This window comes from Pseudomonas sp. NFX71, from assembly GCF_048079215.1.
GTDB lineage: Bacteria > Pseudomonadota > Gammaproteobacteria > Pseudomonadales > Pseudomonadaceae > Aquipseudomonas > Aquipseudomonas fluorescens_B.
In genome coordinates, this window is the sequence record NZ_CP182230.1 from 3,945,499 (window position 1) to 3,969,156 (window position 23,658).

The 23,658-nt window shown below is 60.5% G+C and carries 15 protein-coding genes; 8 read left to right on the forward strand and 7 right to left on the reverse strand.

From position 1 onward, the window contains the following. Positions 1-18: 18 nt before the first annotated feature. Both ACM1ZW_RS18285 and ACM1ZW_RS18290 read left to right on the forward strand, forming a co-directional pair. Positions 19-1,404, forward strand: coding sequence for a hypothetical protein (locus tag ACM1ZW_RS18285; RefSeq protein WP_416738992.1), 1,386 nt, complete (start codon positions 19-21; stop codon positions 1,402-1,404). Positions 1,405-1,486: 82 nt separating this feature from the next. Then, positions 1,487-2,506 carry a quinone-dependent dihydroorotate dehydrogenase gene (locus tag ACM1ZW_RS18290; protein ID WP_017337504.1) on the forward strand — a complete coding sequence of 340 codons (1,020 nt, stop codon included), beginning with the start codon at positions 1,487-1,489 and terminating at the stop codon, positions 2,504-2,506. Between the two features lie 305 nt (positions 2,507-2,811). On the opposite strand, the gene rmf is transcribed toward ACM1ZW_RS18290, so the two are convergent. Further along, positions 2,812-3,027: a ribosome modulation factor gene (gene rmf, locus ACM1ZW_RS18295; protein ID WP_003223300.1), complete on the reverse strand. Its 216-nt coding sequence runs from the start codon at positions 3,025-3,027 to the stop codon at positions 2,812-2,814. A gap of 531 nt (positions 3,028-3,558) precedes the next feature. Here rmf and rlmKL point away from each other — a divergent pair. Both rlmKL and ACM1ZW_RS18305 read left to right on the forward strand, forming a co-directional pair. Further along, positions 3,559-5,829, forward strand: coding sequence for a bifunctional 23S rRNA (guanine(2069)-N(7))-methyltransferase RlmK/23S rRNA (guanine(2445)-N(2))-methyltransferase RlmL (gene rlmKL / locus ACM1ZW_RS18300; RefSeq protein WP_414883434.1), 2,271 nt, complete (start codon positions 3,559-3,561; stop codon positions 5,827-5,829). Positions 5,830-5,972: 143 nt separating this feature from the next. Then, positions 5,973-8,363, forward strand: coding sequence for a diguanylate cyclase (locus ACM1ZW_RS18305; RefSeq protein ID WP_414878628.1), 2,391 nt, complete (start codon positions 5,973-5,975; stop codon positions 8,361-8,363). A 70-nt stretch (positions 8,364-8,433) separates the two neighbouring features. Here the strand turns inward: ACM1ZW_RS18305 and dacB are convergent, their stop codons facing one another. Then, a complete protein-coding gene (gene dacB / locus ACM1ZW_RS18310; protein WP_017337507.1) occupies positions 8,434-9,894 on the reverse strand; it encodes a D-alanyl-D-alanine carboxypeptidase/D-alanyl-D-alanine-endopeptidase in 1,461 nt (486 codons plus the stop codon). 233 nt (positions 9,895-10,127) lie between these two features. Between dacB and ACM1ZW_RS18315 the strand changes: the two genes are divergently transcribed. Continuing rightward, on the forward strand, positions 10,128-10,472 hold the full coding sequence (locus ACM1ZW_RS18315) for a YggL family protein (protein WP_007896965.1): 345 nt from the start codon (positions 10,128-10,130) through the stop codon (positions 10,470-10,472). 60 nt (positions 10,473-10,532) lie between these two features. Here the strand turns inward: ACM1ZW_RS18315 and ACM1ZW_RS18320 are convergent, their stop codons facing one another. After that, the gene (locus tag ACM1ZW_RS18320; RefSeq protein WP_017337508.1) at positions 10,533-11,723 is read right to left on the reverse strand and encodes a benzoate/H(+) symporter BenE family transporter; all 1,191 of its coding nucleotides are present in this window, start codon (positions 11,721-11,723) and stop codon (positions 10,533-10,535) included. A 291-nt stretch (positions 11,724-12,014) separates the two neighbouring features. On the opposite strand from ACM1ZW_RS18320, the gene ACM1ZW_RS18325 reads away from it, so the two are divergent. After that, entirely contained in the window at positions 12,015-12,779 is a 765-nt protein-coding gene (locus ACM1ZW_RS18325) for a GntR family transcriptional regulator (protein ID WP_008027375.1), read from the forward strand. A 178-nt stretch (positions 12,780-12,957) separates the two neighbouring features. Here the strand turns inward: ACM1ZW_RS18325 and guaD are convergent, their stop codons facing one another. The 4 genes from guaD to xdhA all read right to left on the reverse strand — a co-directional run bounded on the left by guaD (position 12,958) and on the right by xdhA (position 19,081). Then, the gene (gene guaD / locus ACM1ZW_RS18330) at positions 12,958-14,262 is read right to left on the reverse strand and encodes a guanine deaminase (RefSeq protein WP_416738993.1); all 1,305 of its coding nucleotides are present in this window, start codon (positions 14,260-14,262) and stop codon (positions 12,958-12,960) included. A gap of 8 nt (positions 14,263-14,270) precedes the next feature. Further along, positions 14,271-15,116, reverse strand: a complete 846-nt coding sequence (xdhC, locus tag ACM1ZW_RS18335; RefSeq protein WP_416738994.1) for a xanthine dehydrogenase accessory protein XdhC — start codon at positions 15,114-15,116, stop codon at positions 14,271-14,273. Between the two features lie 118 nt (positions 15,117-15,234). Then, on the reverse strand, positions 15,235-17,634 hold the full coding sequence (gene xdhB, locus ACM1ZW_RS18340; protein ID WP_416738995.1) for a xanthine dehydrogenase molybdopterin binding subunit: 2,400 nt from the start codon (positions 17,632-17,634) through the stop codon (positions 15,235-15,237). Then, the gene (xdhA, locus tag ACM1ZW_RS18345; RefSeq protein ID WP_017337512.1) at positions 17,627-19,081 is read right to left on the reverse strand and encodes a xanthine dehydrogenase small subunit; all 1,455 of its coding nucleotides are present in this window, start codon (positions 19,079-19,081) and stop codon (positions 17,627-17,629) included. The genes xdhB and xdhA overlap by 8 nt, the downstream gene beginning before the upstream one ends. Positions 19,082-19,349: 268 nt before the next feature. Here xdhA and ACM1ZW_RS18350 point away from each other — a divergent pair, with 268 nt between their 5' ends. Beyond that, positions 19,350-20,009, forward strand: coding sequence for a GntR family transcriptional regulator (locus ACM1ZW_RS18350; RefSeq protein WP_031318616.1), 660 nt, complete (start codon positions 19,350-19,352; stop codon positions 20,007-20,009). A gap of 2 nt (positions 20,010-20,011) precedes the next feature. After that, entirely contained in the window at positions 20,012-23,500 is a 3,489-nt protein-coding gene (smc, locus tag ACM1ZW_RS18355; RefSeq protein WP_017337514.1) for a chromosome segregation protein SMC, read from the forward strand. Positions 23,501-23,658: the final 158 nt, after the last annotated feature.

A 23,658-nucleotide genomic window follows, 5' to 3' on the forward strand; every position in this document is an offset into this window, starting at 1 on the left:
AAAAGAGAGGATACAAGGATGACATTGATTGCTGGCTCGGCAGTAAGGGGTACTGCATTACCAGGCTTAACTCTCACATCGGCAGGTAATCCGACGCCGCGTAACGAGTCGGTGGCGCTTGATCCATCAGCACTCGTTGCATCGTCGCGTTTTTCAGCACTCGCATTGGGGACGCCCAGGCAAGTGGCTGCTGGCATGCAACGGGTGAATCGTGAAGTGACCCTTCAGATGGAGGAATGCTACAGGCCATTGGGTGAGACAGAACGGATTGTGGTTGGGCGGGTCAACGCATTCATTGAGCGTGGGCATCTGCCCGAGGAACTTGTCGATGAGTCACTGTTTGCACGGGTAATTGAGTTGAATGCTGCAGATACCGGGCAAACCCATGAAAGTCGAATGCAAACCGTGCTTCAGGCGGGCATGGAGTGGCTGGACGCGGTCAAGGGGCCCGGACTCAATCTACTCAATGTCGCTGGGCGTACAGGATTGATCGTTGCGTTGACGGTGGTGCTGCGCCAGGTCGTTGCCTACCACGTCGAACAATCTCTGCGCGAAGGCGATTCACCTGAGGCCGGCCGAGCGTGGGCAATGGTCGCAATGACAATGATCGGCCCGGCGCTGACCTTGATCGGAGCGATTCGAAATGAGTGTGACGGTACGGCGAATCTATCGTCGCGCCTGGGGCGTGTGTGCATGGCCAGCATCACGATGGGTGCCCTGATTGCGGCGCACCTCACAGGCGCGTCTGACAAGTTGCTTCCGGCGGTCGTCGGCGGGTCGATTTATACAGTGGCCAGAGGCTTGGCCAATGTTTTCATTCCATTACAGGACAATGCCGGCTCCGCCAACGCGGCAACCACCGGCGTAGCGACCGCAGCTTATGGCGCGGCGCAGTTTTTTCTGGCAGAACTGGGGCAGCTGGCACCGCTGAGTGGTGCGGCCCGAGCCACGGCAGAGCTTGGTTACAGTCTGGGCGCGGATGCTATCCAGGGCGTGCTCAATGGCTTCGGCATTGTTGTGGACGACGTCATTTCCATTCTTTGCAAAAGTTCGCACGTGTTATCTCCAGACCCTGGGTGGGACTCGGTGTTTTCCGATCCGGAAGCTTTGCGGCAAATGGTCCTGGAGGTCCGAGCGGAGGTCCGGCGACCGACGCGGACGCAGTTGGCGGATGCGCTGCTTGATATCGGGGCGTTACGACTTTCGGCGGGGCACGCCATCGCTTTGGTCATGGGCGCGGTAGCGTCGTTGCTGAGCAGTTCCAGGGTCGATGACGGTGACCAGGGCCATATCATGAGCGGCTGTCTCGCTTTGATGGCGATGATTATTTACTTTCCGCTGGTCTTTGGCAGTGCCAAACGCACCGATAACACCTACACACTGCAGGAGACGGTGGTTCCTTGAGCCCGGGCAAAGAGATCGCCTGTGCCGGTCAACCCCGGCTATAATCGCCGCCACTTTTCATTGCCCAGAGTCAAACCCGCCCATGTACACCCTGGCCCGTCAGCTGTTGTTCAAACTTTCCCCGGAAACCTCCCACGATCTGTCCCTGGACCTGATCGGCGCGGGCGGGCGTTTGGGCCTCAACGGCTTGCTGTGCAAGGCTCCGGCGAAGATGCCGGTGACGGTCATGGGGCTGGACTTCCCGAACCCGGTAGGCCTGGCGGCGGGCCTGGACAAGAACGGCGCGGCCATTGATGGTTTTGCGCAACTGGGTTTCGGTTTTGTCGAAATCGGCACCATCACCCCGCGTCCGCAGCCGGGCAACCCGAAACCACGGATTTTCCGCCTGCCGGAAGCCGAGGCGATCATCAACCGCATGGGCTTCAATAACCTCGGCGTCGATCACCTGCTGGCCCGCGTGGCAGCGGCCAAGTACAAGGGTGTGCTGGGCATCAACATCGGCAAGAATTTCGATACGCCGGTCGAACGCGCGGTTGACGATTACCTGATCTGCCTGGACAAGGTCTACGCCCACGCCAGCTACGTGACGGTCAACGTCAGCTCGCCGAACACGCCAGGCCTGCGCAGCCTGCAATTCGGAGACTCGCTCAAGCAGTTGCTGGCTGACCTGGCGACCCGTCGTGCGGAGCTGGCTTTGCGCCACGGCAAGCACGTACCGCTGGCCATCAAGATCGCACCGGACATGACCGACGAAGAAACCGCTCAAGTCGCGCAAGCGCTGATCGAAACCGGGATGGATGCGGTGATTGCCACCAACACCACCCTGAGCCGCGTCGGTGTTGAAGGCATGGAGCACGGTGACGAGGCGGGCGGCTTGTCCGGCGCACCGGTTCGCGACAAGAGCACTCACACCGTAAAAGTGCTGGCCGCAGAATTGGCCGGTCGCTTGCCGATCATCGCTGTGGGTGGCATCACCGAAGGCAAGCATGCAGCCGAGAAAATCGCGGCGGGTGCGAGCCTTGTTCAGATCTACTCTGGATTCATCTACAAAGGCCCGGCGCTGATTCGTGAATCCGTCGACGCCATCGCGGCGCTGCGCTGAAGGGCTCTTGTGGCGAGGGGATTTATCTGTGGCGAGGGAGCTTGCTCCCGCTCGGCTGCGAAGCAGTCGTAAACCCTGCAACCGCATTTTACCTGACATTCCGGATTGACCCGTTCCGGGGCCGCTTCGCAGCCCAGCGGGAGCAAGCTCCTCGCCACAAAAGCAGATTTCGGATTCCAGGTAATTTGCAGGCATAAAAAAGGGCTCCTCGAAGGAGCCCCTGGGCCGGAGCCCGCCGCCCGGATGGGGCGTGCGTGGTAAGTCGTTCAGTAATCAGGTTGTCGTGTCGGAGTGTGTGCCCTGTGTTAGCCGACGGCGTGAAGTTCGTTGAGTCTGTGGATTCCCGCAGTGCCGGTCATACCGTCCCAGTTGTCGCCGCGTCCTTCTCGCCAGCCGTTAATCCAGGCTTGGCGTACCGACGGTAGAGTAAATGGGCAAAGCTCACGGGATTTGCCACCAACGCCATATTGATATCCGCGCAAAAATGCTCTTTCCAACGGATCACGCTTAAGTCTTCTCATAGGGTGTTGCCCTCACTTGTTGACTGAATTTATCGCGTTGACCTCAATCGAGGTCTGGCAGAAATGTCTGCCGTTGGGGGGCTCGCTGCCGGCGTGGCGAGCCAGGGTGTTGACGTCCGTTGTGGCGCCAACCTGTGTTGAGTTCTAACCAATGCGTCACATCGAGGGAATGATCATTTTGTCATAAGGACGTAACCATAAAGATGCTATGGCCATAAGTAACACGATGTTTGCCCCGTATTTATTGGTCAAAGCCCTGTATGATCGGCCCTCCGCAAGATGATGGGGTTAATCCTTTAGTGAGAATGGCTCGTGTTGCGTCGAGGCATTATTCGACGAAGGGTCAACTTATGACATTTTGTTGCTTCAACTTTTTTATCTGCCCGTGCATCTAAGCTCTTCTAACCCGAGCAGCACGGGTGGGACGGCACACCTTCGTGCCACGCGGGCGCTCTTTTAGAAAAGCGCCTGATTGAAAACCGGGCCGGCAATGCGTTGCCGGTCCACTTAGCCAAAGGCTCTGGAATTACCATGTCCGATCGTTTCGAACTCTTCCTCACTTGCCCCAAAGGCCTTGAAGGCCTGCTGATCGAGGAAGCCGTCGGGCTTGGCCTTGAAGAAGCGCGTGAGCACACCTCTGCCGTGCGCGGCATGGCGACCATGGAAACCGCTTATCGCCTGTGCCTGTGGTCGCGTCTGGCGAACCGGGTACTGCTGGTGCTCAAGCGTTTCCCGATGAAAGATGCCGAGGACCTGTACCACGGCGTGCTCGATATCGAGTGGCAAGACCACATGCTCAACGACGGCACCCTGGCCGTCGAGTTCAGCGGCCATGGCTCGGGTATCGACAACACCCACTTCGGCGCCTTGAAAGTCAAAGACGCCATCGTCGACAAACTGCGCACCCCGCAGGGCGACCGCCCGTCCATCGACAAACTCAACCCGGACCTGCGCATTCACCTGCGTCTGGACCGTGGCGAAGCCATCCTCTCCCTCGACCTCTCCGGCCACAGCCTGCACCAGCGCGGCTATCGCTTGCAGCAGGGCGCGGCGCCGCTGAAGGAAAACCTCGCGGCGGCCATCCTGATCCGTTCCGGCTGGCCACGTATTGCGGCCGAGGGCGGCGCACTGGCTGACCCGATGTGCGGTGTTGGTACGTTCCTCGTCGAAGCGGCGATGATCGCTGCCGACATGGCGCCGAACCTGCGTCGTGAGCAGTGGGGTTTTACTGCCTGGCTCGGTCACGTACCGGCGCTGTGGAAAAAGCTGCACGAAGAAGCCACCGAGCGCGCCGCGGCCGGCCTGGCCAGGCCACCGCTGTGGATTCGCGGTTACGAAGCCGATCCCCGCCTGATTCAGCCGGGCCGCAACAACGTCGAACGCGCCGGCCTGAGTGAGTGGATCAAGATCTACCAGGGCGAAGTCGGCACCTTCGAACCACGTCCGGACCAGAACCAGAAAGGCCTGGTGATCTGCAACCCGCCGTATGGCGAGCGTCTGGGCGACGAGGCGAGCTTGCTCTACCTCTACCAGAACCTTGGCGAGCGCCTGCGTCAGGCCTGCCTGAACTGGGAAGCGGCGGTGTTCACCGGCGCCCCGGATCTCGGCAAGCGCATGGGCATCCGCAGCCACAAACAGTATTCGTTCTGGAACGGCGCGTTGCCGTGCAAGCTGCTGCTGATCAAGGTCACCCCGGACCAGTTCGTCACCGGTGAACGTCGCACCCCGGAACAGCGTCAAGTCGAGCGCGAACAAGCTGAAGTCGAAGTCGCCGACAACGATGTGGCGCCGGGCAAGTACGAGAAGTACAACAAGAACGGCAACCCGATCAAACCGGCCCCGGTAGTCGTCGAGCAGCCGCGCTTGAGCGAAGGCGGGCAGATGTTTGCCAATCGCCTGCAAAAAAATCTCAAGGCGCTGGGCAAGTGGGTCAAGCGTGAAGGCATCGACTGCTACCGCGTCTACGATGCCGACATGCCGGAATATTCGATGGCCATCGATCTGTACCAGGATTGGGTCCACGTCCAGGAATACGCCGCGCCGAAATCCATCGACCCGGAAAAAGCCTCGGCCCGCATGTTCGACGCCCTGGCAGCCATTCCGCAGGCGTTGAACATCGACAAGAGCCGCGTGGTGGTCAAGCGTCGCGAACGTCAGAGCGGCACCAAGCAATACGAGCGTCAGGCCGCGCAGGGCAAGTTCGTCGAGGTCAACGAAGGTGGCGTGAAGCTGCTGGTCAACCTCACCGACTACCTCGACACCGGGCTGTTCCTCGACCACCGGCCAATGCGCATGCGCATTCAGAAAGAGGCAGCCGGCAAGCGCTTCCTCAACCTGTATTGCTACACAGCGACCGCCAGCGTCCACGCGGCCAAAGGCGGCGCGCGCAGCACCACCAGCGTCGACTTGTCGAAAACCTACCTCGACTGGGCGCGTCGCAACCTGTCGCTGAACGGTTTCTCCGACAAGAACCGTCTGGAGCAGAGCGACGTGATGGTCTGGCTCGACGCCTGCCGTGACGAGTTCGACCTGATCTTCATCGACCCGCCAACCTTCTCCAACTCCAAGCGCATGGAAGGGATCTTCGACGTGCAGCGTGACCAGGTGCAACTGATCGACCTGGCGATGGCACGACTGGCGCCGGGGGGCGTGTTGTACTTCTCCAACAACTTCCGCAAGTTCGCCCTTGAGGAAAATCTCACCGAGCGTTACGCGGTCGAGGAAATCACGGCGCAGACCATTGATCCGGATTTTGCCCGCAATGGGAAGATCCACCGTGCCTGGAAAATCATGGCACGTTGACGCTTTCCGGCATTGGATCCACAGAGCCTTGATTTTTAAAGGCTCTTGGCTTCTTTCAGTGCTGGTCAAATTGATGGCTAATAGCTATAACTCAAGGCATGGCCAATGGGCTTTTCCGGCACCTGGCGTTTTGAGTTGCCTCTATGTCGCTGCACGCCGTGCGCCCCAAGATCCTGGGTTTTATCAGTGAAGATGTTTCGGCCTGGCTGGTCGCGCTGCTGGTATTGATCATCGGCGGAGTGCTTACGGGGCTGTTGGCCTGGTCGACCCTGAACCTGTTTCACCAGCAATTGCGGCAACGTTTCCAACTGATGGCCAGTGAACGTTACAGCCGTATCGAAGAGCGTTTTGAAGATCAGGAGCAGCGCCTCGACGGCCTGCGCCGGTTCTTCGCCAATTCCGATGACGTCGACCGCGAGGAATTCAACGGTTACACCCAACCTCTGCTGCACCGAACCCAGGCGTATTCGTTTGCGCGGCGGGTCAGCGGTGCCGAGCGCGCGGAATTCGAGCGCCAGGTGCGCGAGGAAGGTTTATCCGATTTCAGCATTCGTGAGCTCAACGCCGAAGGCCAGCTGCAACTGGCGGCCGAACGGGATGAATACGTGGTGGTGGTATATAGCCAGACGCAAAGCCGGCTCGGCTCGCCGTTGGGTTACGACTTGCTCGCGCAACCCCTGCGCCGCTCCACCCTGGAACGGGCCGACCAGAATACCCGGATGGCGGTGTCGCAGCCGCTGCACCTGGTCAGTATCGAGCCGGCGTATGCCCGGGGCGTGCTGCTGGTCGCGCCGGTCATCTCCCGCGACAGTCCGGGGTCCAAACCCTACGGTTACGTGATGGCGGTGATCAGCATGCGTCAGTTGCTGGCCGACGGGCTGCCGGAGGCGGGACACGATTACCTGTCGGTGCGCATCCTCGACCTGTCCACCGACGATCAACACGAAGTGCTCTATGAATCCCCCAACGGACCTGCCGTCAGTGAGTTGGCCGCGACCCGGTTGCTGGGGCTTGCCGATCACGATTATCAAGTCGATATCCAGCCAAGCGAAGCGTTCCTGCAAGCCAACCATTCTTCGGTCACCAGCGTGGTGGTGTTGGGTGGTTTGCTCAGCCTGATGCTCAGCGCGCTGCTTTATGTGCTGGTCAGCCAGCGCCAGCGGGCGTTGAGCATGGTGGAACAGCGGACCGAGGAGCTGCGCGCTCGTGAGCAGGAACTGCGCGGCACCCATGGTCAGCTGCGCGGCGTGCTGAATGCCGCGACTCAGGTGGCGATCATCGCCACCGACCTGCGCGGCGTCATCAGCACGTTCAACGCCGGAGCGGAGCAGATGCTCGGCTACTCCAGCATGGACGTGGTGGGCCACATGACCCTGGAAAACCTGCACCTGCCCCGGGAATTGGCGGCGCGCTCGGCGGAATTGAGCGCGCGCTACGGCAAGCCGATTCCGACCTGCCAGGCCATGTTGGTCGAGGGCGGCGAGGAGGGCGGTCACGAAGCGCGGGAGTGGACCCTGGTTCGCGGCGACGGCAGCCATTTGACGGTGAACATGCTGGCGACCCCGGTGCTCGACGAGCAAGGGCTGTGGGTCGGGCACCTGGCAATCTGCATCGACGTCACCGAGCGCAAGCGGGTGCATGAGGCGCTCGCCGCACGGGATCTGCTATTGAAGAAACTCAGCGCCCATGTGCCCGGCGGGATCTACCAGTTCAAGATGGAATTCGACGGACGCTTCAGTGTGATCTACGCCAGTGATGGCATTCGCGAGATTTACGAACTCGAACCGGACGTGTTGCTGCTCAACGCTGAAGCTATTTTCACCCGGATCCATCCCCAGGACACCACCCGGGTTCGCGCCTCCATCCGGGCCTCGGCAGACACGCTCAGCCCGTGGCGCGAAGAATACCGTGTGCTGCTGCCGGTGCGTGGCCTGCGCTGGGTCCGGGGTGAAGCGACTCCGGAAGAGCTGCCCGGCGGTGGCGTGCTCTGGCATGGCTACATTTCGGACATCTCCGACCTGAAACGGGTGGAAGAAGAGCTGCGGGCGCTGTCGATTACCGACTCGCTGACCGGGATCCACAACCGCCGCTACTTCCAGGAGCGCCTGACCTCCGAAATGGCCCGAGTCGAGCGCGGTGGCGGCGAATTGTCGGTGATCATGCTCGACATCGACCACTTCAAACGCATCAATGACCAGCACGGACATGCGGTGGGCGATCGGGTGTTGCAGGCCGTTTGCGAGCGTATCGGCCATCGGCTGCGTCGCACCGACGTGTTCTGTCGCCTGGGCGGCGAGGAGTTCATGGTGCTCTGCCCGGATATCGACGGCGAGCAGGCGTATGGGTTGGCGCTGGAGCTGTGGCAAGGATTGCGCAGCTCGCCGATCGAGGACGTCGGAATCGTTACCGCGAGTTTCGGGATCGCCAGCTGGCGCGTCGACGAGGGCGCGGATGCGTTGCTGCTGCGGGCAGACTCGGGGGTGTATGCGGCGAAGCAGGCGGGACGGGATCGGGTTCAGGGCGAGATGAATTAACCCCGACGGTACACAACCCCCCCTGTGGGAGCTAGCAGGCTAGCTAGCTCCCACATTGGATTTTCGGTGTTTACAACACCGAAGCCGTATCAGGCAGTTTCGGCTGGCGATACAAGTCCAGCAGCACCTGGTCCAGCACCGACGACGCACCAAACGGTGCCTTGTCGTTGAGGATCGCCACCACCGCCCAGGTATTGCCGTTGACGTCGCGGCTGTAGCCTGAGATCGCACGCACAGTGTTCAGGGTGCCGGTCTTGACGTGGGCTTCACCGCGCATCGCCGTCGTCTTCAGGCGTTTGCGCATGGTGCCGTCGGTGCCGGCAATCGGCATCGAGCTGATGAACTCGGCAGCGTACGGGCTGCGCCATGCGGCTTGCAGCATCGCGGCCATTTCACGCGCACTGACACGTTCTGCGCGGGAGAGGCCGGAACCGTTCTCCATCACCAGGTGCGGCGCGGTGATGCCTTTCTTCGCCAGCCACTGACGGACTACGCGCTGGGCCGCCTTGGCGTCGTCGCCGTCGGCGTCGGTGCGGAATTTCTGCCCCAGGCTCAGGAACAACTGCTGAGCCATGGTGTTGTTACTGTATTTGTTGATGTCACGGATGATTTCCGCCAGGTCCGGGGAGAAGGCGCGAGCCAGTACCTTGGCATCTTTTGGCGTGGGTGCCAGAACGTCCTTGCCCTGAATGCTGCCACCCAGTTCTTTCCAGATTGCCCGGACCGCGCCAGCGGTATAAGTCGAGTGGTCGAGCAGCGACAGGTAAGTCTGGGAACTGCAGCCCTCGCCCAGTTGACCGCCGACGGTCACGTTCACGGTGCCATCGGCCTGGGTCACCGGGTTGTAACGCACGCCACCGGTGCATTGCTTGGAGTTGACGGCCTTGACCTGGTTTTCGATGCGGATGCTGGAGATCGGCGGCTCGACCGAAATCAGCACCCGACCGTTGTCGTTGCGCGCCACGAAGCGCAAGGCCTTGAGGTTGACCAGCAGCGAGTCGGGTTTGACCAGGAACGGCTTGTTCTCGTCATTGCCGTCATCGTTGAACTCGGGCAATTGCGGTTGGACGAAGAAGCCACGATCCAGCACCAGGTCGCCGGTGACTTGGGTCACACCGTTGGCGCGCAGGTCGCGCATCAGCAGCCAGAGTTTTTCCATGTTCAGTTTCGGGTCGCCGCCACCCTTGAGGTAGAGGTTGCCGTTGAGAATGCCGCCGCTGAGCGTGCCGTCGGTGTAGAACTCGGTTTTCCACTGGTGGTTCGGGCCGAGCATTTCCAGCGCGGCGTACGTGGTGACGAGTTTCATGGTGGAGGCCGGGTTGACCGAGACGTCAGCATTGAAAATGGTCGGCGTGCCAGGACCGTTGAGCGGGATCATCACCAGTGACAGGGCGTTGTCTTGCAGCTTGCTGGCCTTCAGGGCTTTTTCGACGTTGGGCGACAGGCCGGTGTTGATGGAGGCGGCGGAAACGGGGAGGGCCAGGGGGAGAAGTAGACTGGCCAGCAACAATGGACGCAAAGATTTGATCATGTGAAATAAAACCCTACAGCCGAGGGGAAAAAAGACGAGGGCATGAAGATAAATTCCCTCAGTGGTCATGAAAGTGTCGACATTATGCCCCAAGGTGTAGCGGCTTGTGCCGTGCCCTGGCCACCTAATCCGCTATTTTTTACCGGCGGTAACGTGTCGAGCCCAGAGAATCGGGCAAATGGCGGCTTAAACTGCTAAAGTGCCGCCCGTTATTACTTATGAGGATTGTTCCAATGGCGACTAACCGTTCCCAGCGTCTGCGCAAAAAACTGTGCGTCGATGAATTTCAAGAGCTGGGTTTCGAACTGAACCTGGATTTCAAAGAAGATTTGGCTGATGAAGCCATTGATGCTTTCCTCGACGCGTTCCTGAAAGAAGCCATGGAAGCCAACGGTCTGGGCTATGTTGGCGGCGACGACTTCGGTCTGGTTTGCCTGCAGAAGCGTGGCTCGGTGTCCGAAGAGCAGCGTGCTGCTGTTGAAGCCTGGCTCAAAGGCCGCAGCGAACTGACTGAAGCCACCGTCAGCCCGCTGATCGACGTCTGGTACCCGGAAAAGCCGATCAATCCGGTAGCTTGATGTCATGAAAAACGGCGACCCGCGGGTCGCCGTTTTTTTATGTGAAAATCTTTTGCTCTTTCAGGCTTTACGCCCATTCAGAATCACCAGCGTCAACACCCCCGCCACAATCCCCCAGAACGCCGAACCGATGGAAAACAGCGTCAGCCCTGACGCCGTGACCATAAAGGTGATCAACGCGGCTTCACGTTCCTTCACTTCGGCCATGGCAATGCTCAAGCCATTGATGATCGAACCGAACAGCGCCAGCGCCGCAATCGACAGCACCAGTTCTTTTGGCAACGCCGCGAACAACGCCGCCAGCGTCGCGCCGAAGACCCCGGCGATCCCGTAGAAAATCCCGCACCAGACCGCCGCCGTATAACGCTTGTTGCGATCCTCGTGGGCATGCGGGCCGGTGCAGATCGCCGCGCTGATGGCGGCCAGGTTGATCCCGTGGGAGCCGAACGGCGCCAGCAGCAACGAGGCGATGCCCGTCGTGGTGATCAGCGGCGAGGCCGGTACCGTGTAGCCGTCGGCGCGCAGCACGGCGATGCCCGGCATGTTCTGCGAGGTCATCGCCACGACGAACAGCGGGATGCCGATGCTGATGGTCGCGGCCAGGGAAAAGTGCGGCGTGGTCCAGACCGGTGTCGCCACTTCCAGATGAAACGCACTGAAATCCAGCAGCCCCATGAACCCTGACAACGCCGTACCGATGAGCAATGCAGCGAGTACGGCGTAGCGCGGCGACAGACGCTTGACCACCAGGTACGTGAAGAACATTCCCAATACCAGTGCAGTGCGATGCTGGGCTGCGACGAAAATTTCGCTGCCGATCTTGAACAGAATCCCCGCCAGCAACGCCGCGGCCAATGACGCCGGAATCTTCTTCACCAGGCGTTCGAAGCTACCGGTCAAGCCACAAACTGTCACCAGCACCGCGCAGGTGATGTAGGCGCCAATGGCTTCGCCGTAGCTCACACCGCCCAGGCTGGTGATCAGCAACGCCGCGCCGGGTGTCGACCAGGCGATGGTGATCGGCGTGCGATAACGCAGGGACAGGCCGATCGAGCACACCGCCATGCCAATGGAGATCGCCCAGATCCACGAAGAAATCTGCCCGCTGGTCAGGCCTGCCGCTTGCCCGGCCTGGAACATCAGCACCAGGGAACTGGTGTAGCCGGTCATCATCGCGATAAATCCTGCAACGATGGCGGAAGGGGACGTATCCGCCAACGGGCGGAGCTGCGTGTGCGTGGCGTCGTTCATGACAGCGGTGTTCCTTCATGCGTACGAAAATATCCACAGCAACGCAAGAAATCTTGCAGGAGCCGGTTTTTGGCTACTGCAGGAGATCGCGCTGCGGATTCTGCGGATAAGCCTAAACTCAAACGTAAGCAATCGTTGCAATACAGCAAAGGCGACAAACAGCCGTACAGTCGTGTTGCCACCATCCATTGTGTACAATCGCGGTGTTTTTTACGCGATACTTGCCAGCGACCCTCTGTGCCGTATTACAGTCACGGTCAATTCGCCGCAGTTCTCCCGACTCGAGTGCCCATGAACGAACAGTTGCAACCCCTCAAGAAACAACCGCGAGCAGGCAAAGCCGGCCGCAGCGGGACCCAGGACGATATTGTCTACGCGCATATCTTCGAGGCCATCCTCGAACAGCGCCTGGCGCCCGGCACCAAGTTGAGCGAAGAAGCGCTGGGGGAAATTTTCGGGGTCAGTCGCACCATCATTCGCCGCGCGCTGTCGCGTCTGGCCCATGAAGGCGTCGTGCTGCTGCGGCCGAACCGTGGCGCCGTGGTTGCCAGCCCGAGTGTCGAAGAAGCGCGGCAGGTGTTCCTCGCCCGGCGTCTGGTCGAGCGGGCGATCACTGAACTGGCGGTACAACATGCCACCGCCGAGCAGATCGCCGAATTGCGCCAAATGGTCAACGACGAACGCGACAGCTTCTCCCGTGGCGATCGCGGTGCCGGCATTCGTCTGTCGGGCGAATTTCACCTGAAACTGGCCGAAGCGGCGAAGAACGCTCCGCTGATCAGCTTCCAGCGCAGCCTGGTGTCCCAGACTTCATTGATCATCGCCCAGTATGAAAGTGGCAACCGTTCGCACTGTTCCTACGACGAGCACACCCAACTGATCGACGCCATCGAAGCGCGCAACGGTGAGTTGGCGGTGAACCTGATGATGCATCACATGGATCACATCGACAGCAAACTCAACCTCGACGAGGAAAGTGCGTCGGATGATTTGCATGCGGTGTTCTCGCATTTGTTGCAGACCAAGAAGCCAGGGCGTTCGCCAGCGAAAATCTGATGGACCGGGGTGCCCCAATCGCTGGCAGGCCAGCTCCCACAGGTTGTTGGATGTACGGTAGATACTGTGGACACCACAAATCACTGTGGGAGCTGGCCTGCCAGCGATAGCAATCCGACCGGCAACAAAAATCCCCCAGGGCTGAACACCACTGGGGGATTTTTTATGCCTGAAAGAATTAGCGCTGATGCACCTGATTCCCTGCCGCATACGTCTGCAGAACCGTCCGGTCGTCCCCCAGCGTCATCAGCACAAACAACGTCTCGGCAATGTTATTGGCCTGCTTCAAGCGATAGCTCAGCAACGGCGTCGCGTTGTAATCCAGCACCAGGAAGTCCGCATCGGTACCCGGCAGCAACGTGCCGATCCTGTCTTCCAGACGCAACGCACGTGCACCGCCGAGGGTCGCCAGGTACAGCGATTTGAACGGGCTCAGTCGTGCACCTTGCAGCTGCATGACTTTGTACGCCTCGTTCAATGTTTGCAGCAGCGAGAAACTGGTGCCGCCACCCACGTCCGTGCCCAAACCGACGTTCAGCTTGTGCTTCTCGGCCATCGGCAAATTGAACAGGCCGCTGCCGAGGAAGAAGTTCGAGGTCGGGCAGAACGCAATCGCCGAGCCGGTTTCTGCCAGGCGCGCACATTCGTCGTCGCACAGGTGTACACCGTGGGCGAACACCGAGCGCTCGCCCAGCAACTGGTAGTGATCGTAGACGTCGAGGTAGCCCTTGCGCTCCGGGAACAATTCCTTGACCCACTCGATTTCCTTGAGGTTTTCGCTGATGTGGGTCTGCATGTACAGGTCCGGATATTCGCTCAGCAACTGGCCGGCGAGGGTCAGTTGTTCCGGGGTGCTGGTTGGGGCGAAACGCGGGGTGACGGCGTAGTGCAAGCGACGCTTGCCGTGCCAGCGCTCGATCAGCGCCTTGCTTTCGACGTAGCTGGATTCGGCAGTGTCGGTCAGGTAGTCCGGCGCGTTGCGGTCCATCATTACTTTGCCGGCGATCATCCGCAGGTCCAGCTGTTCGGCGGCCTCGAAGAATGAGTTCACCGATTGCGGGTGCACGCTGCCGAATACCAGCGCGGTGGTGGTGCCGTTGCGCAGCAGTTCCTTGATGAAAATGCCCGCGACTTCGTCGGCGTGAGCCTTGTCGGCGAACTGGCTTTCACACGGGAAGGTGTAGGTGTTGAGCCAGTCCAGCAACTGCTCGCCGTAGGCGCCGACCATACCGGTTTGCGGCAGGTGAATGTGGGTGTCGATGAAGCCGGGGGTGATCAGCGCATCCTGATAATGAGTGATCTCGATATCGGCGGGCAGGGTTGGCAGCAGTTCGCTGGCGTGGCCGAGCGCGCTGATCTGGCCGTTATCGACCACCAGCAAGCCGTCTTCGAAATACTCGTAGGAGGCTTCGATGCCAACGATGGCGGGGTCGGCGATGCTGTGCAGGATGGCGGCGCGGTAGGCTTTGCGAGTCAGAGGCATGAGCTTTCTCAGTGGGAGGCTTGGCTGCGGCGTGAAGCAGGCAGCAGTTTGGCAATCGATGATCCGGCGCTGGCGGTCTGCTGGCCGAAACTGGCGTTATAGGTGGCGATGATTTCGCCGGCGATGGAGATGGCGATTTCCACAGGCAATTTGCCTTTGACTTCGCCAATGCCCATCGGGCAGCGCATGCGTTGCAGCACGCTGCTGTCAAAACCACGGTCGCGCAGGCGATGTTCGAACTTCACCCGTTTGGTCTTCGAGCCGATCAGGCCGAAGTAGGCGAAGTCGTTGCGCTTGAGGATCGCGGCGGTGAGTTCGAGGTCGAGCTGGTGATTGTGGGTCATGACGATGCAGTAGCTGCTGGCGGGCAGGTCGTCGATTTCATCCACCGGCTCTTCGGTGACGATCTTGCGCACGCCGTGGGGGATCTGTTCGGGGAATTCGTCTTCCCGCGAATCGATCCAGCGTACCCGGCAGGGCAGGCTGGCGAGCAGCGGCACCAGCGCCCGGCCGACATGGCCGGCGCCGAATACGGCGATCTGCGCCTGCACCTGGCCCATCGGTTCGAACAGCAACACGGTCACGCCGCCACAGCACTGGCCCAGGCTGGCGCCGAGGCTGAAGCGTTCCAGGTGCGTGTCCTGTTTGCCGCTGGCCAGCATGTCGCGACCGATCTGCATGGCCTTGTATTCCAGATGCCCGCCACCGATGGTGTCGAAGGTCTGGGTGGCACTGATGACCATCTTCGAACCGGCATTGCGCGGCGTCGAGCCGAGCTCTTCGATGATGGTCACCAACACGCAGGGTTCACCCCGGTTTTGCAGGTCGGCGAGGGCGTCGATCCAGTTGTACATATTCACCTCGACATCTGTGTGGTCTGTCCGGGCCTCATCGCCAGCGGGCTAGCTCCCACAGTGGAATGCATTCCAAATGTGGGAGCTGGCCTGCCAGCGATTGGCCGCGCCTCGGTCCTTAGAGCGGAGCCAGCTCGGTTTCAGTTTCAACGGCCTTCGCCGCCTTCAACTGCCGCATCTGCTCACACCCCCACAACACCCGCTCCGGCGTCGCCGGTGCATCGATTTTCGGTTGATGCTTGTAGTCGCCCAGGCTCGCCACCGCATCCTTGATCGCACACCACGATGCAATGCCGAGCATGAACGGCGGCTCACCCACTGCCTTGGAATGGAACACCGTGTCTTCCGGGTTCTTGCGGTTCTCCACAAGCTTCACCCGCAGGTCCAGCGGCATGTCCGCCACCGCCGGGATCTTGTAGCTCGCCGGGCCGTTGGTCATCAGCTTGCCCTTGGCATTCCAGACCAGCTCTTCCATGGTCAGCCAGCCCATGCCCTGGATAAAGCCGCCCTCGACCTGGCCAATGTCGATCGCCGGGTTCAGCGAGGCGCCGACGTCGTGGAGGATGTCGGTGCGCAGCATCTTGTACTCGCCGGTCAGGGTGTCGATGATCACTTCGCAGCACGCCGCGCCGAAGGCGTAGTAATAGAACGGCCGACCACGCGCCTGACTGCGGTCGTAGAAGATTTTCGGGGTCTTGTAGAACCCGGTGCTCGACAGCGAAACCTGCGCGAAATACGCCTGCTGGATCAGCGCTTCGAAGGTCAGGATGTGATCGCGAACCCGCACGTGGCCGTTGTGGAATTCCACGTCTTCTTCACTGACCTTGTACTGTCGCGCAGCAAATTCCACTAGGCGTTGCTTGATGATTTCCGCCGCGTTCTGTGCGGCTTTACCGTTCAGGTCGGCGCCGCTGGAGGCTGCGGTCGGCGAGGTGTTCGGCACTTTGTCGGTATTGGTCGCGGTGATCTGCACGCGGTTCATTTCCACCTGGAACACTTCGGCCACGACCTGCGCGACTTTGGTGTTCAGGCCCTGGCCCATCTCCGTGCCGCCATGGTTGAGGTGGATGCTGCCGTCGGTGTAGACATGGACCAGCGCACCGGCCTGATTGAGGAAACTGGCGGTGAAGGAAATACCGAATTTAACCGGCGTCAGCGCCAGGCCTTTTTTCAGGATCGGGCTGTTGGCGTTGTAGCGCCGAATCGCTTCGCGGCGTTCGGCGTACTGGCTGCTTTCTTCCAGTTCGGCGGTCATTTCCTCGAGCATGTTGTGCTCGACGGTCTGGTAGTAATGGGTGACGTTGCGCTCGGTCTTGCCATAGTAGTTGGCCTTGCGCACCGCCAGCGGATCGAGGCCCAGATGGCGGGCGATCGCGTCCATCACTTCCTCGATGGCGACCATCCCTTGCGGGCCGCCGAAACCCCGGTAAGCGGTGTTCGACGCGGTGTTGGTCTTGCAGCGGTGACCGTTGATGGTCGCATCGCCCAGGTAATACGAATTGTCGGCGTGGAACATTGCGCGGTCGACAATCGACGCCGACAAGTCCGGCGAACAACCGCAGTTGCCTGCCAGTTCCAGGGCGATGCCATGGAGGCGGCCGGTGTTGTCGAAGCCGACGTCGTACTCGACGTAGAACGGGTGACGCTTGCCGGTCATCAGCATGTCTTCGACCCGCGGCAGGCGCATCTTGGTCGGTTGGCCGGTGAGGTGCGCGATCACCGCACACAGGCACGCCGGGCTCGCGGCCTGGGTTTCCTTGCCACCGAAACCACCGCCCATGCGGCGCATGTCGACGACGATCTTGTTCATCGAAACGTCCAGAACCTCGGCCACCAGTTTCTGCACTTCGGTCGGGTTCTGGGTCGAGCAGTAGACGATCATCCCGCCATCTTCAGTGGGCATCACCGAAGAAATCTGGGTTTCGAGGTAGAAGTGTTCCTGGCCGCCGATGTGCAGCGTGCCTTGAATACGATGTTCGGCGGTGGCCAGGGCACCGGCCGAATCACCCCGCTGATGCGTGTGGCTGTCGAGCACGAAGTGGCGTTTGCGCAAGGCTTCGACCACGTCCAGTACCGGTTCGAGATCTTCGTATTCGATGATCGCGGCCATCGCCGCTTTGCGCGCGGTTTCCAGGTCTTTCGCCGCAACGGCGAGCACGGGTTGACCGACGAACTGCACGTCATCGATGGCCAGCAATGGGTCGCCCGGCAGCAAGGGGCCGATGTCTTTCAGGCCTGGCACGTCTTTATGGGTGATGGCGATGCGCACGCCTTCGAAGGCGTAGCAAGGCTGGGTGTCGATGCTGATGATTTTCGCGTGGGCGCGGTCCGAGAGGCGGGCATAAACGTGCAGCTGGTTCGGAAATTCCAGTCGATCGTCGATGTACTGCGCTTCACCGGATACATGCTTGGCGGCGCTGTCGTGCTTGACGCTGCGACCGACACCGGTGGTCAGGTCCTTGGCGAACAGTTCAGCCAGTTCGGCCTGGGTCTTCTGTACGGCGTGATGGTTAGACATAAGCGGTCACCCGAGTCTCGATGTGCGGCGTTTGCAGTTCGATGAAGTATTTGCGCAGCAGGTTCTGCGCGCTGAGCAGGCGGTATTCCTTGCTGGCGCGGAAGTCCGAGAGCGGCGTGAAATCTTCGGCCAGGGCAGCGCAAGCGCGTTCGACGGTGGCGTTGTTGAACGGTGAACCGAGCAACACGGCTTCGCAGTGGGCGGCGCGTTTCGGGATGGCGGCCATACCGCCAAACGCCACGCGGGCATCAGCAATCACACCGTTCTCAAGGCGCAGGTTGAAGGCGGCGCAGACGGCGGAAATGTCATCGTCCAGACGCTTGGAAACCTTGTAGGCACGGAACAGCTGTTCGGCACTGGCACGCGGGATGATGATCTTCTCGATGAACTCGCTTTCCTGGCGCGCGGTGACGCGGTAATCGATGAAGTAATCTTCCAGCGCCAGGGTGCGGCGGGCCTCGCCTTTGCACAGGACGATTTGCGCGCCGAGGGCGATCAGCAGCGGTGGCGAGTCACCGATGGGCGAGGCGTTGCCGATGTTGCCGCCGAGGGTGCCCTGGTTGCGAATCTGCAGGGAAGCGAAGCGCTGCAGCAATTCGCCGAAGTCCGGGTACTCGGCTTTCAAGGCTTCGTAGCAATCGGAGAGGGCGGTGGCGGCGCCGATTTCCAGGCGATCGTCAAAACGTTCGATGCGCTTCATTTCGGCGACGTTGCCGACGTAGATCATCACCGGCAGGGTGCGGTGGAACTGGGTGACTTCCAGTGCCAGGTCCGTACCGCCGGCCAGCAGCCGGGCTTGTGGATAAGCGTCGTAGAGGTCAGCCAGATCGGCGACGGTCAGCGGCACCAGGCAGCGCTTGTCGCCACTGTTGAGTTCGCCGATATCGGTGGGGGCGATGGCTTTCAGGCGGGCGATGGTATCGGCTTCGCGAGCATCAAACTGGTCAGGTTGCTTGCCGCAGCAGGACTGCTCGGCCGCTTCCAGGATCGGCCGATAGCCGGTGCAGCGGCAGAGGTTGCCGGCCAGCGCTTCGTGCGCTTTATGCGCGTCCGGCTGATCGCTGTTCTTTTGCAGCGCGAACAGCGACATCACGAAGCCGGGGGTGCAGAAACCGCACTGCGAGCCGTGGCACTCGACCATGGCCTTCTGCACGCTGTGCAGTTCGCCTTGGTGCTTGAGGTCTTCGACGCTGATGAGTTGTTTGCCGTGCAACGACGAAACGAACGTCAGGCACGAGTTGAGGCTGCGATAGCGAATGTGTTCGCGGCCATCGTCATCCGTTTGCAACTCGCCGACCACCACGGTGCAGGCGCCACAGTCGCCGCTGGCGCAGCCTTCTTTGGTGCCGGGTTTGCCCACATGGTCGCGCAGATAGTTGAGCACGGTCAGGTTCGGGTCCAGGGCGTGCTCGCTACGGAGTTCCTGGTTTAGTAAAAACTGGATCACGGAAGGCCTCGCAGACTCATTATTGTTGTTAACCGACTTGGACCGAATTTATCAGGTCTGACTTTCGGGTCAATGATTTTCTGACTTAAAGGTCAGGAAATAGCATTTTGTCGATCAACAACCTGTTCCTTCATTATTGACCCTCACGGGATTGCCTGCTTTTTTGCGGGATTCGTGCCAAAAACCGCCGAGTGGGCACTCCGCCATGACCCTTCATCTGCGCTACACTGCGCCGCTTGTGCAGATCGAAGAGTTTGAAGGGACAACCATGACGTTCAAGGCGCCGGACAGCCTCGCCGAGCAAATTGCTCACCACCTCGCCGAACGCATCATTCGTGGCGAAATGAAGCCCGGGGAGCGCATCCAGGAACAGAAGGTCACGCAGGCCCTCAATGTCAGCCGCGGCTCGGTCCGTGAAGCCTTGCTGATCCTCGAGCGCCGCCACCTGATCGCGATTCTTCCGCGACGCGGCGCACATGTGACCGAACTCACCGCGCACAAGGTGCGGAGTCTGTGCGCGCTGATGGGCGAGATGTACATCCTGCTCGCCAATGCCGTGGCCACGGGGTGGAAAGTCCAGGCCGACCTGGCGCCGTTCGTGCAGATCCAGCAGCGCCTGACCGCAAGCTACGAGCGCCAGGACATTCACACCTTCGTCGACGACAGTTTCAATGTGATGCGTGCCACGTACGGGTTTGCCAACAACCCGTACTTGCAGGAAACCGTCGAGAATCTGCAGCCGGCCATGAGCCGTGCGTATTTCCTCGCCCTGGAGCAGCGCAAGGCCTCGATGAGCGAGTATCTGGAACTGTTCGAACGCTTGCTGGCGGCCGTGATCGCCCGTGACGATGCGCTGATCCGGACCGTGCTGACGGCGTATTGCCAGCGCAGTTGCGATCTGGTGATCTCTGCCCTGACGGACGCTTAAGCGTGCGGCTCAAGTGCATCAAGCTGGCGGGGTTCAAATCCTTCGTCGATCCGACCACGGTGAACTTCCCCAGTAACATGGCGGCGGTGGTCGGGCCCAATGGTTGCGGCAAATCGAACATCATCGACGCCGTACGCTGGGTGATGGGCGAGAGCTCGGCCAAGAACCTGCGTGGCGAATCGATGACCGACGTCATCTTCAACGGTTCGACCAGCCGTAAACCGGTGAGCCAGGCCAGCATCGAACTGGTGTTCGATAACTCCGACGGCACCTTGCTCGGCGAGTACGCCGCCTATGCGGAAATCTCCATTCGCCGCAAAGTCACCCGCGACAGCCAGACCACGTATTACCTGAACGGCACCAAGTGCCGTCGCCGCGATATCACCGATATCTTTCTCGGTACCGGCCTGGGCCCGCGCAGCTACTCGATCATCGAGCAGGGGATGATCTCCAAACTGATCGAGTCCAAGCCCGAAGACCTGCGCAACTTTATTGAAGAAGCGGCGGGCATCTCCAAGTACAAGGAGCGCCGGCGCGAGACCGAAAACCGCATTCGGCGCACCCACGAAAACCTGGAGCGCCTCACGGACTTGCGCGAAGAGCTCACGCGTCAGCTCGAACGCCTGCACCGCCAGGCCGAGGCGGCCAAGAAGTATCAGGAATACAAGGGCGAGGAGCGTCAGCTCAAGGCGCAATTGTCTGCTTTGCGCTGGCAGGCGTTGAACGAACAGGTCGGTCAGCGCGAAGCGATCATCGGCACCCAGGAAGTCACGTTCGAAGCGCTGGTTGCCGAGCAGCGCAACGCCGACGCGAGCATCGAACGCTTGCGTGACGGGCACCATGACCTGTCCGAGCGCTTCAATCTGGTGCAGGGGCGTTTCTATTCGGTCGGCGGCGACATCGCCCGGGTCGAGCAGAGCATCCAGCACGGTCAGCAACGTTTGCGTCAGTTGCAGGACGATTTGAAAGAAGCCGAGCGCGCGCGCCTGGAAACCGAATCGCATCTGGGCCACGACCGCACGTTGCTGCTGACCCTCGGCGAAGAGCTGGACATGCTCACGCCGGAACAGGAAGTCACCAGCGCTGCCGCTGAAGAGGCCGCCGCCGCGCTGGAAGAATCCGAAACCACCATGCACGGTTGGCAGGAACAGTGGGACACGTTCAACCTGACCGCCGCCGAACCGCGTCGCCAATCTGAAGTCCAGCAATCGCGCATCCAGCAGCTGGAAACCAGCATGGAACGCCTGGCGGATCGTCAAAAGCGTCTTGGCGAAGAGCGCGCGTTGCTCTCGGCGGACCCGGAAGACCTGGCGATCATGGAACTCAGCGAGCAACTCGCCGCGAGTGAAGCGACGCTGGAAGACTTGCAGGCCAGTGAAGAGGCCCAGGTCGAGCGCCTTGAGCAACTGCGTCAGGAATTGCAGCAAGCGCTGTCGGCCCAGCAACAGGCGCAGGGCGATTTGCAGCGCCTCAACGGCCGTCTCGCCTCGCTTGAAGCCTTGCAGCAAGCCGCGCTCGATCCGGGCACCGGCACTGCTGAATGGCTGCGCGAACAACATTTGGCTGATCGCCCGCGACTGGCCGAAGGCCTCAAGGTTGAAGCCGGTTGGGAGCTGGCGGTGGAAACCGTGCTTGGTGCCGATCTGCAAGCCGTGCTGGTGGACGATTTCGGTGATTTCGATCTGGCCGGTTTTGCCCAGGGCGATTTGCGTTTGCTCAGCCCCGCCAGTGATGGCGTGCGCGTGCCCGGCAGCCTGCTCGACAAGGTCGAGGCGCAGGTCGATCTGTCGCCCTGGCTGGGGCAGGTCAAACCGGTTGAAAGCCTCGAACAGGCCTTGGCCCTGCGTGGTCAGTTGAGCGCCGGCCAGAGCCTGATCAGTCGCGACGGTTATTGGGTCGGGCGCCACTTTCTGCGTGTGCGCCGGGCCAGCGAAGCGGAAAGCGGCGTGCTCGCCCGTGGTCAGGAAATCCAGCACCTGACTGTTGAGCGTGAAGAGCGTGAAGCCACGGTCGAAACTCTGGAAACCCAACTGCAAAATCTGCGGGCGCAACAGCGTCAGCAGGAAAACGGCCGCGAGCATTTGCGCCGTCTGCTGCAAGACGAAGCGCGTCAGCAAGGCGAATTGAAAGCTCAGTTGTCCGCGGGCAAGGCCAAGGTCGAGCAACTGACCTTGCGCCGTACCCGGCTCGATGAAGAACTCACCGAGCTGGCCGAACAGCGCGCTCTGGAGCACGAAAACATCGGCGAAGCGCGCCTGCAATTGCAGGAGGCCCTCGATGCCATGGCGCTGGACACCGAGCAGCGCGAATTGCTGTTGGCCCAGCGTGACAGCCTGCGCGAGCGGCTGGACCGCGTGCGCCAGGAGGCCCGTCAGCACAAGGATCACGCGCATCAATTGGCGGTGCGTCTGGGATCGCTCAAGGCGCAACACGACTCGACGCGTCAGGCGCTGGAACGGCTGGAGATGCAGTCCGAGCGCCTGACTGAAAAACGCGAACAGCTGAGCCTCAATCTGGAGGAGGGCGAGGCGCCGCTGGAAGAGCTGCGCCTCAAGCTCGAAGAGTTGCTCGACAAGCGCATGACCGTCGACGAAGAACTCAAGACCGCACAAATTGCCCTTGAAGACGCCGACCGTGAACTGCGTGACGCCGAGAAGCGTCGCAACCAGGCCGAGCAGCAATCGCAGTTGATTCGTGGCCAGATGGAAACGCAGCGCATGGAATGGCAAGCCCTGACCGTGCGCCGCAAGACCCTGGAAGATCAATTGCTGGAAGACGGCTACGACCTGCACGGCGTGCTCGCCACGCTGACGACCGAAGCCAGCGAAAAGGACGCCGAAGAGGAGCTCGAGCGCATTGCCGCGCGCATTCAGCGCCTCGGCGCGATCAACCTCGCGGCCATCGACGAATATCAGCAACAATCAGAGCGTAAACGTTATCTGGATGCGCAGAACGACGATCTGGTCGAAGCGCTGGATACCCTGGAGAACGTGATTCGCAAGATCGACAAGGAAACCCGCAACCGCTTCAAAGATACCTTTGATCAGATCAATGGCGGTTTACAGGCGCTTTTCCCAAAAGTTTTCGGTGGAGGACGCGCGTATTTGGAACTGACGGGCGAAGATCTACTCGATACAGGGGTGACGATCATGGCGCAGCCGCCCGGAAAGAAGAACAGCACCATCCATTTGCTCTCCGGCGGCGAAAAAGCCCTGACCGCACTGGCCCTGGTTTTTGCGATCTTCAAATTGAATCCGGCGCCGTTCTGCATGCTTGATGAAGTGGATGCGCCACTGGATGACGCTAACGTTGGACGCTACGCACGGCTGGTGAAAGAGATGTCGCAGACGGTGCAGTTCATCTACATCACCCACAACAAGATCGCCATGGAAATGGCCGATCAATTGATGGGGGTGACGATGCACGAACCGGGATGCTCGCGTCTGGTGGCAGTGGATGTCGAGGAGGCGATGGCGATGGTGGATGCCTGAACCAGCGCTTGAAGGGCGAGTATTTTTAGTCTGTAGGGCTTTTCTGATCGCTTCTACTTGCTGGCCAATCGACATATTCGCGCAAGCCATTGTGACAGACGGTGTAAAGTTGCCTTGGGTCGTGCTAGTTTAATGTCAATTTTTCGTATACGTGGGCA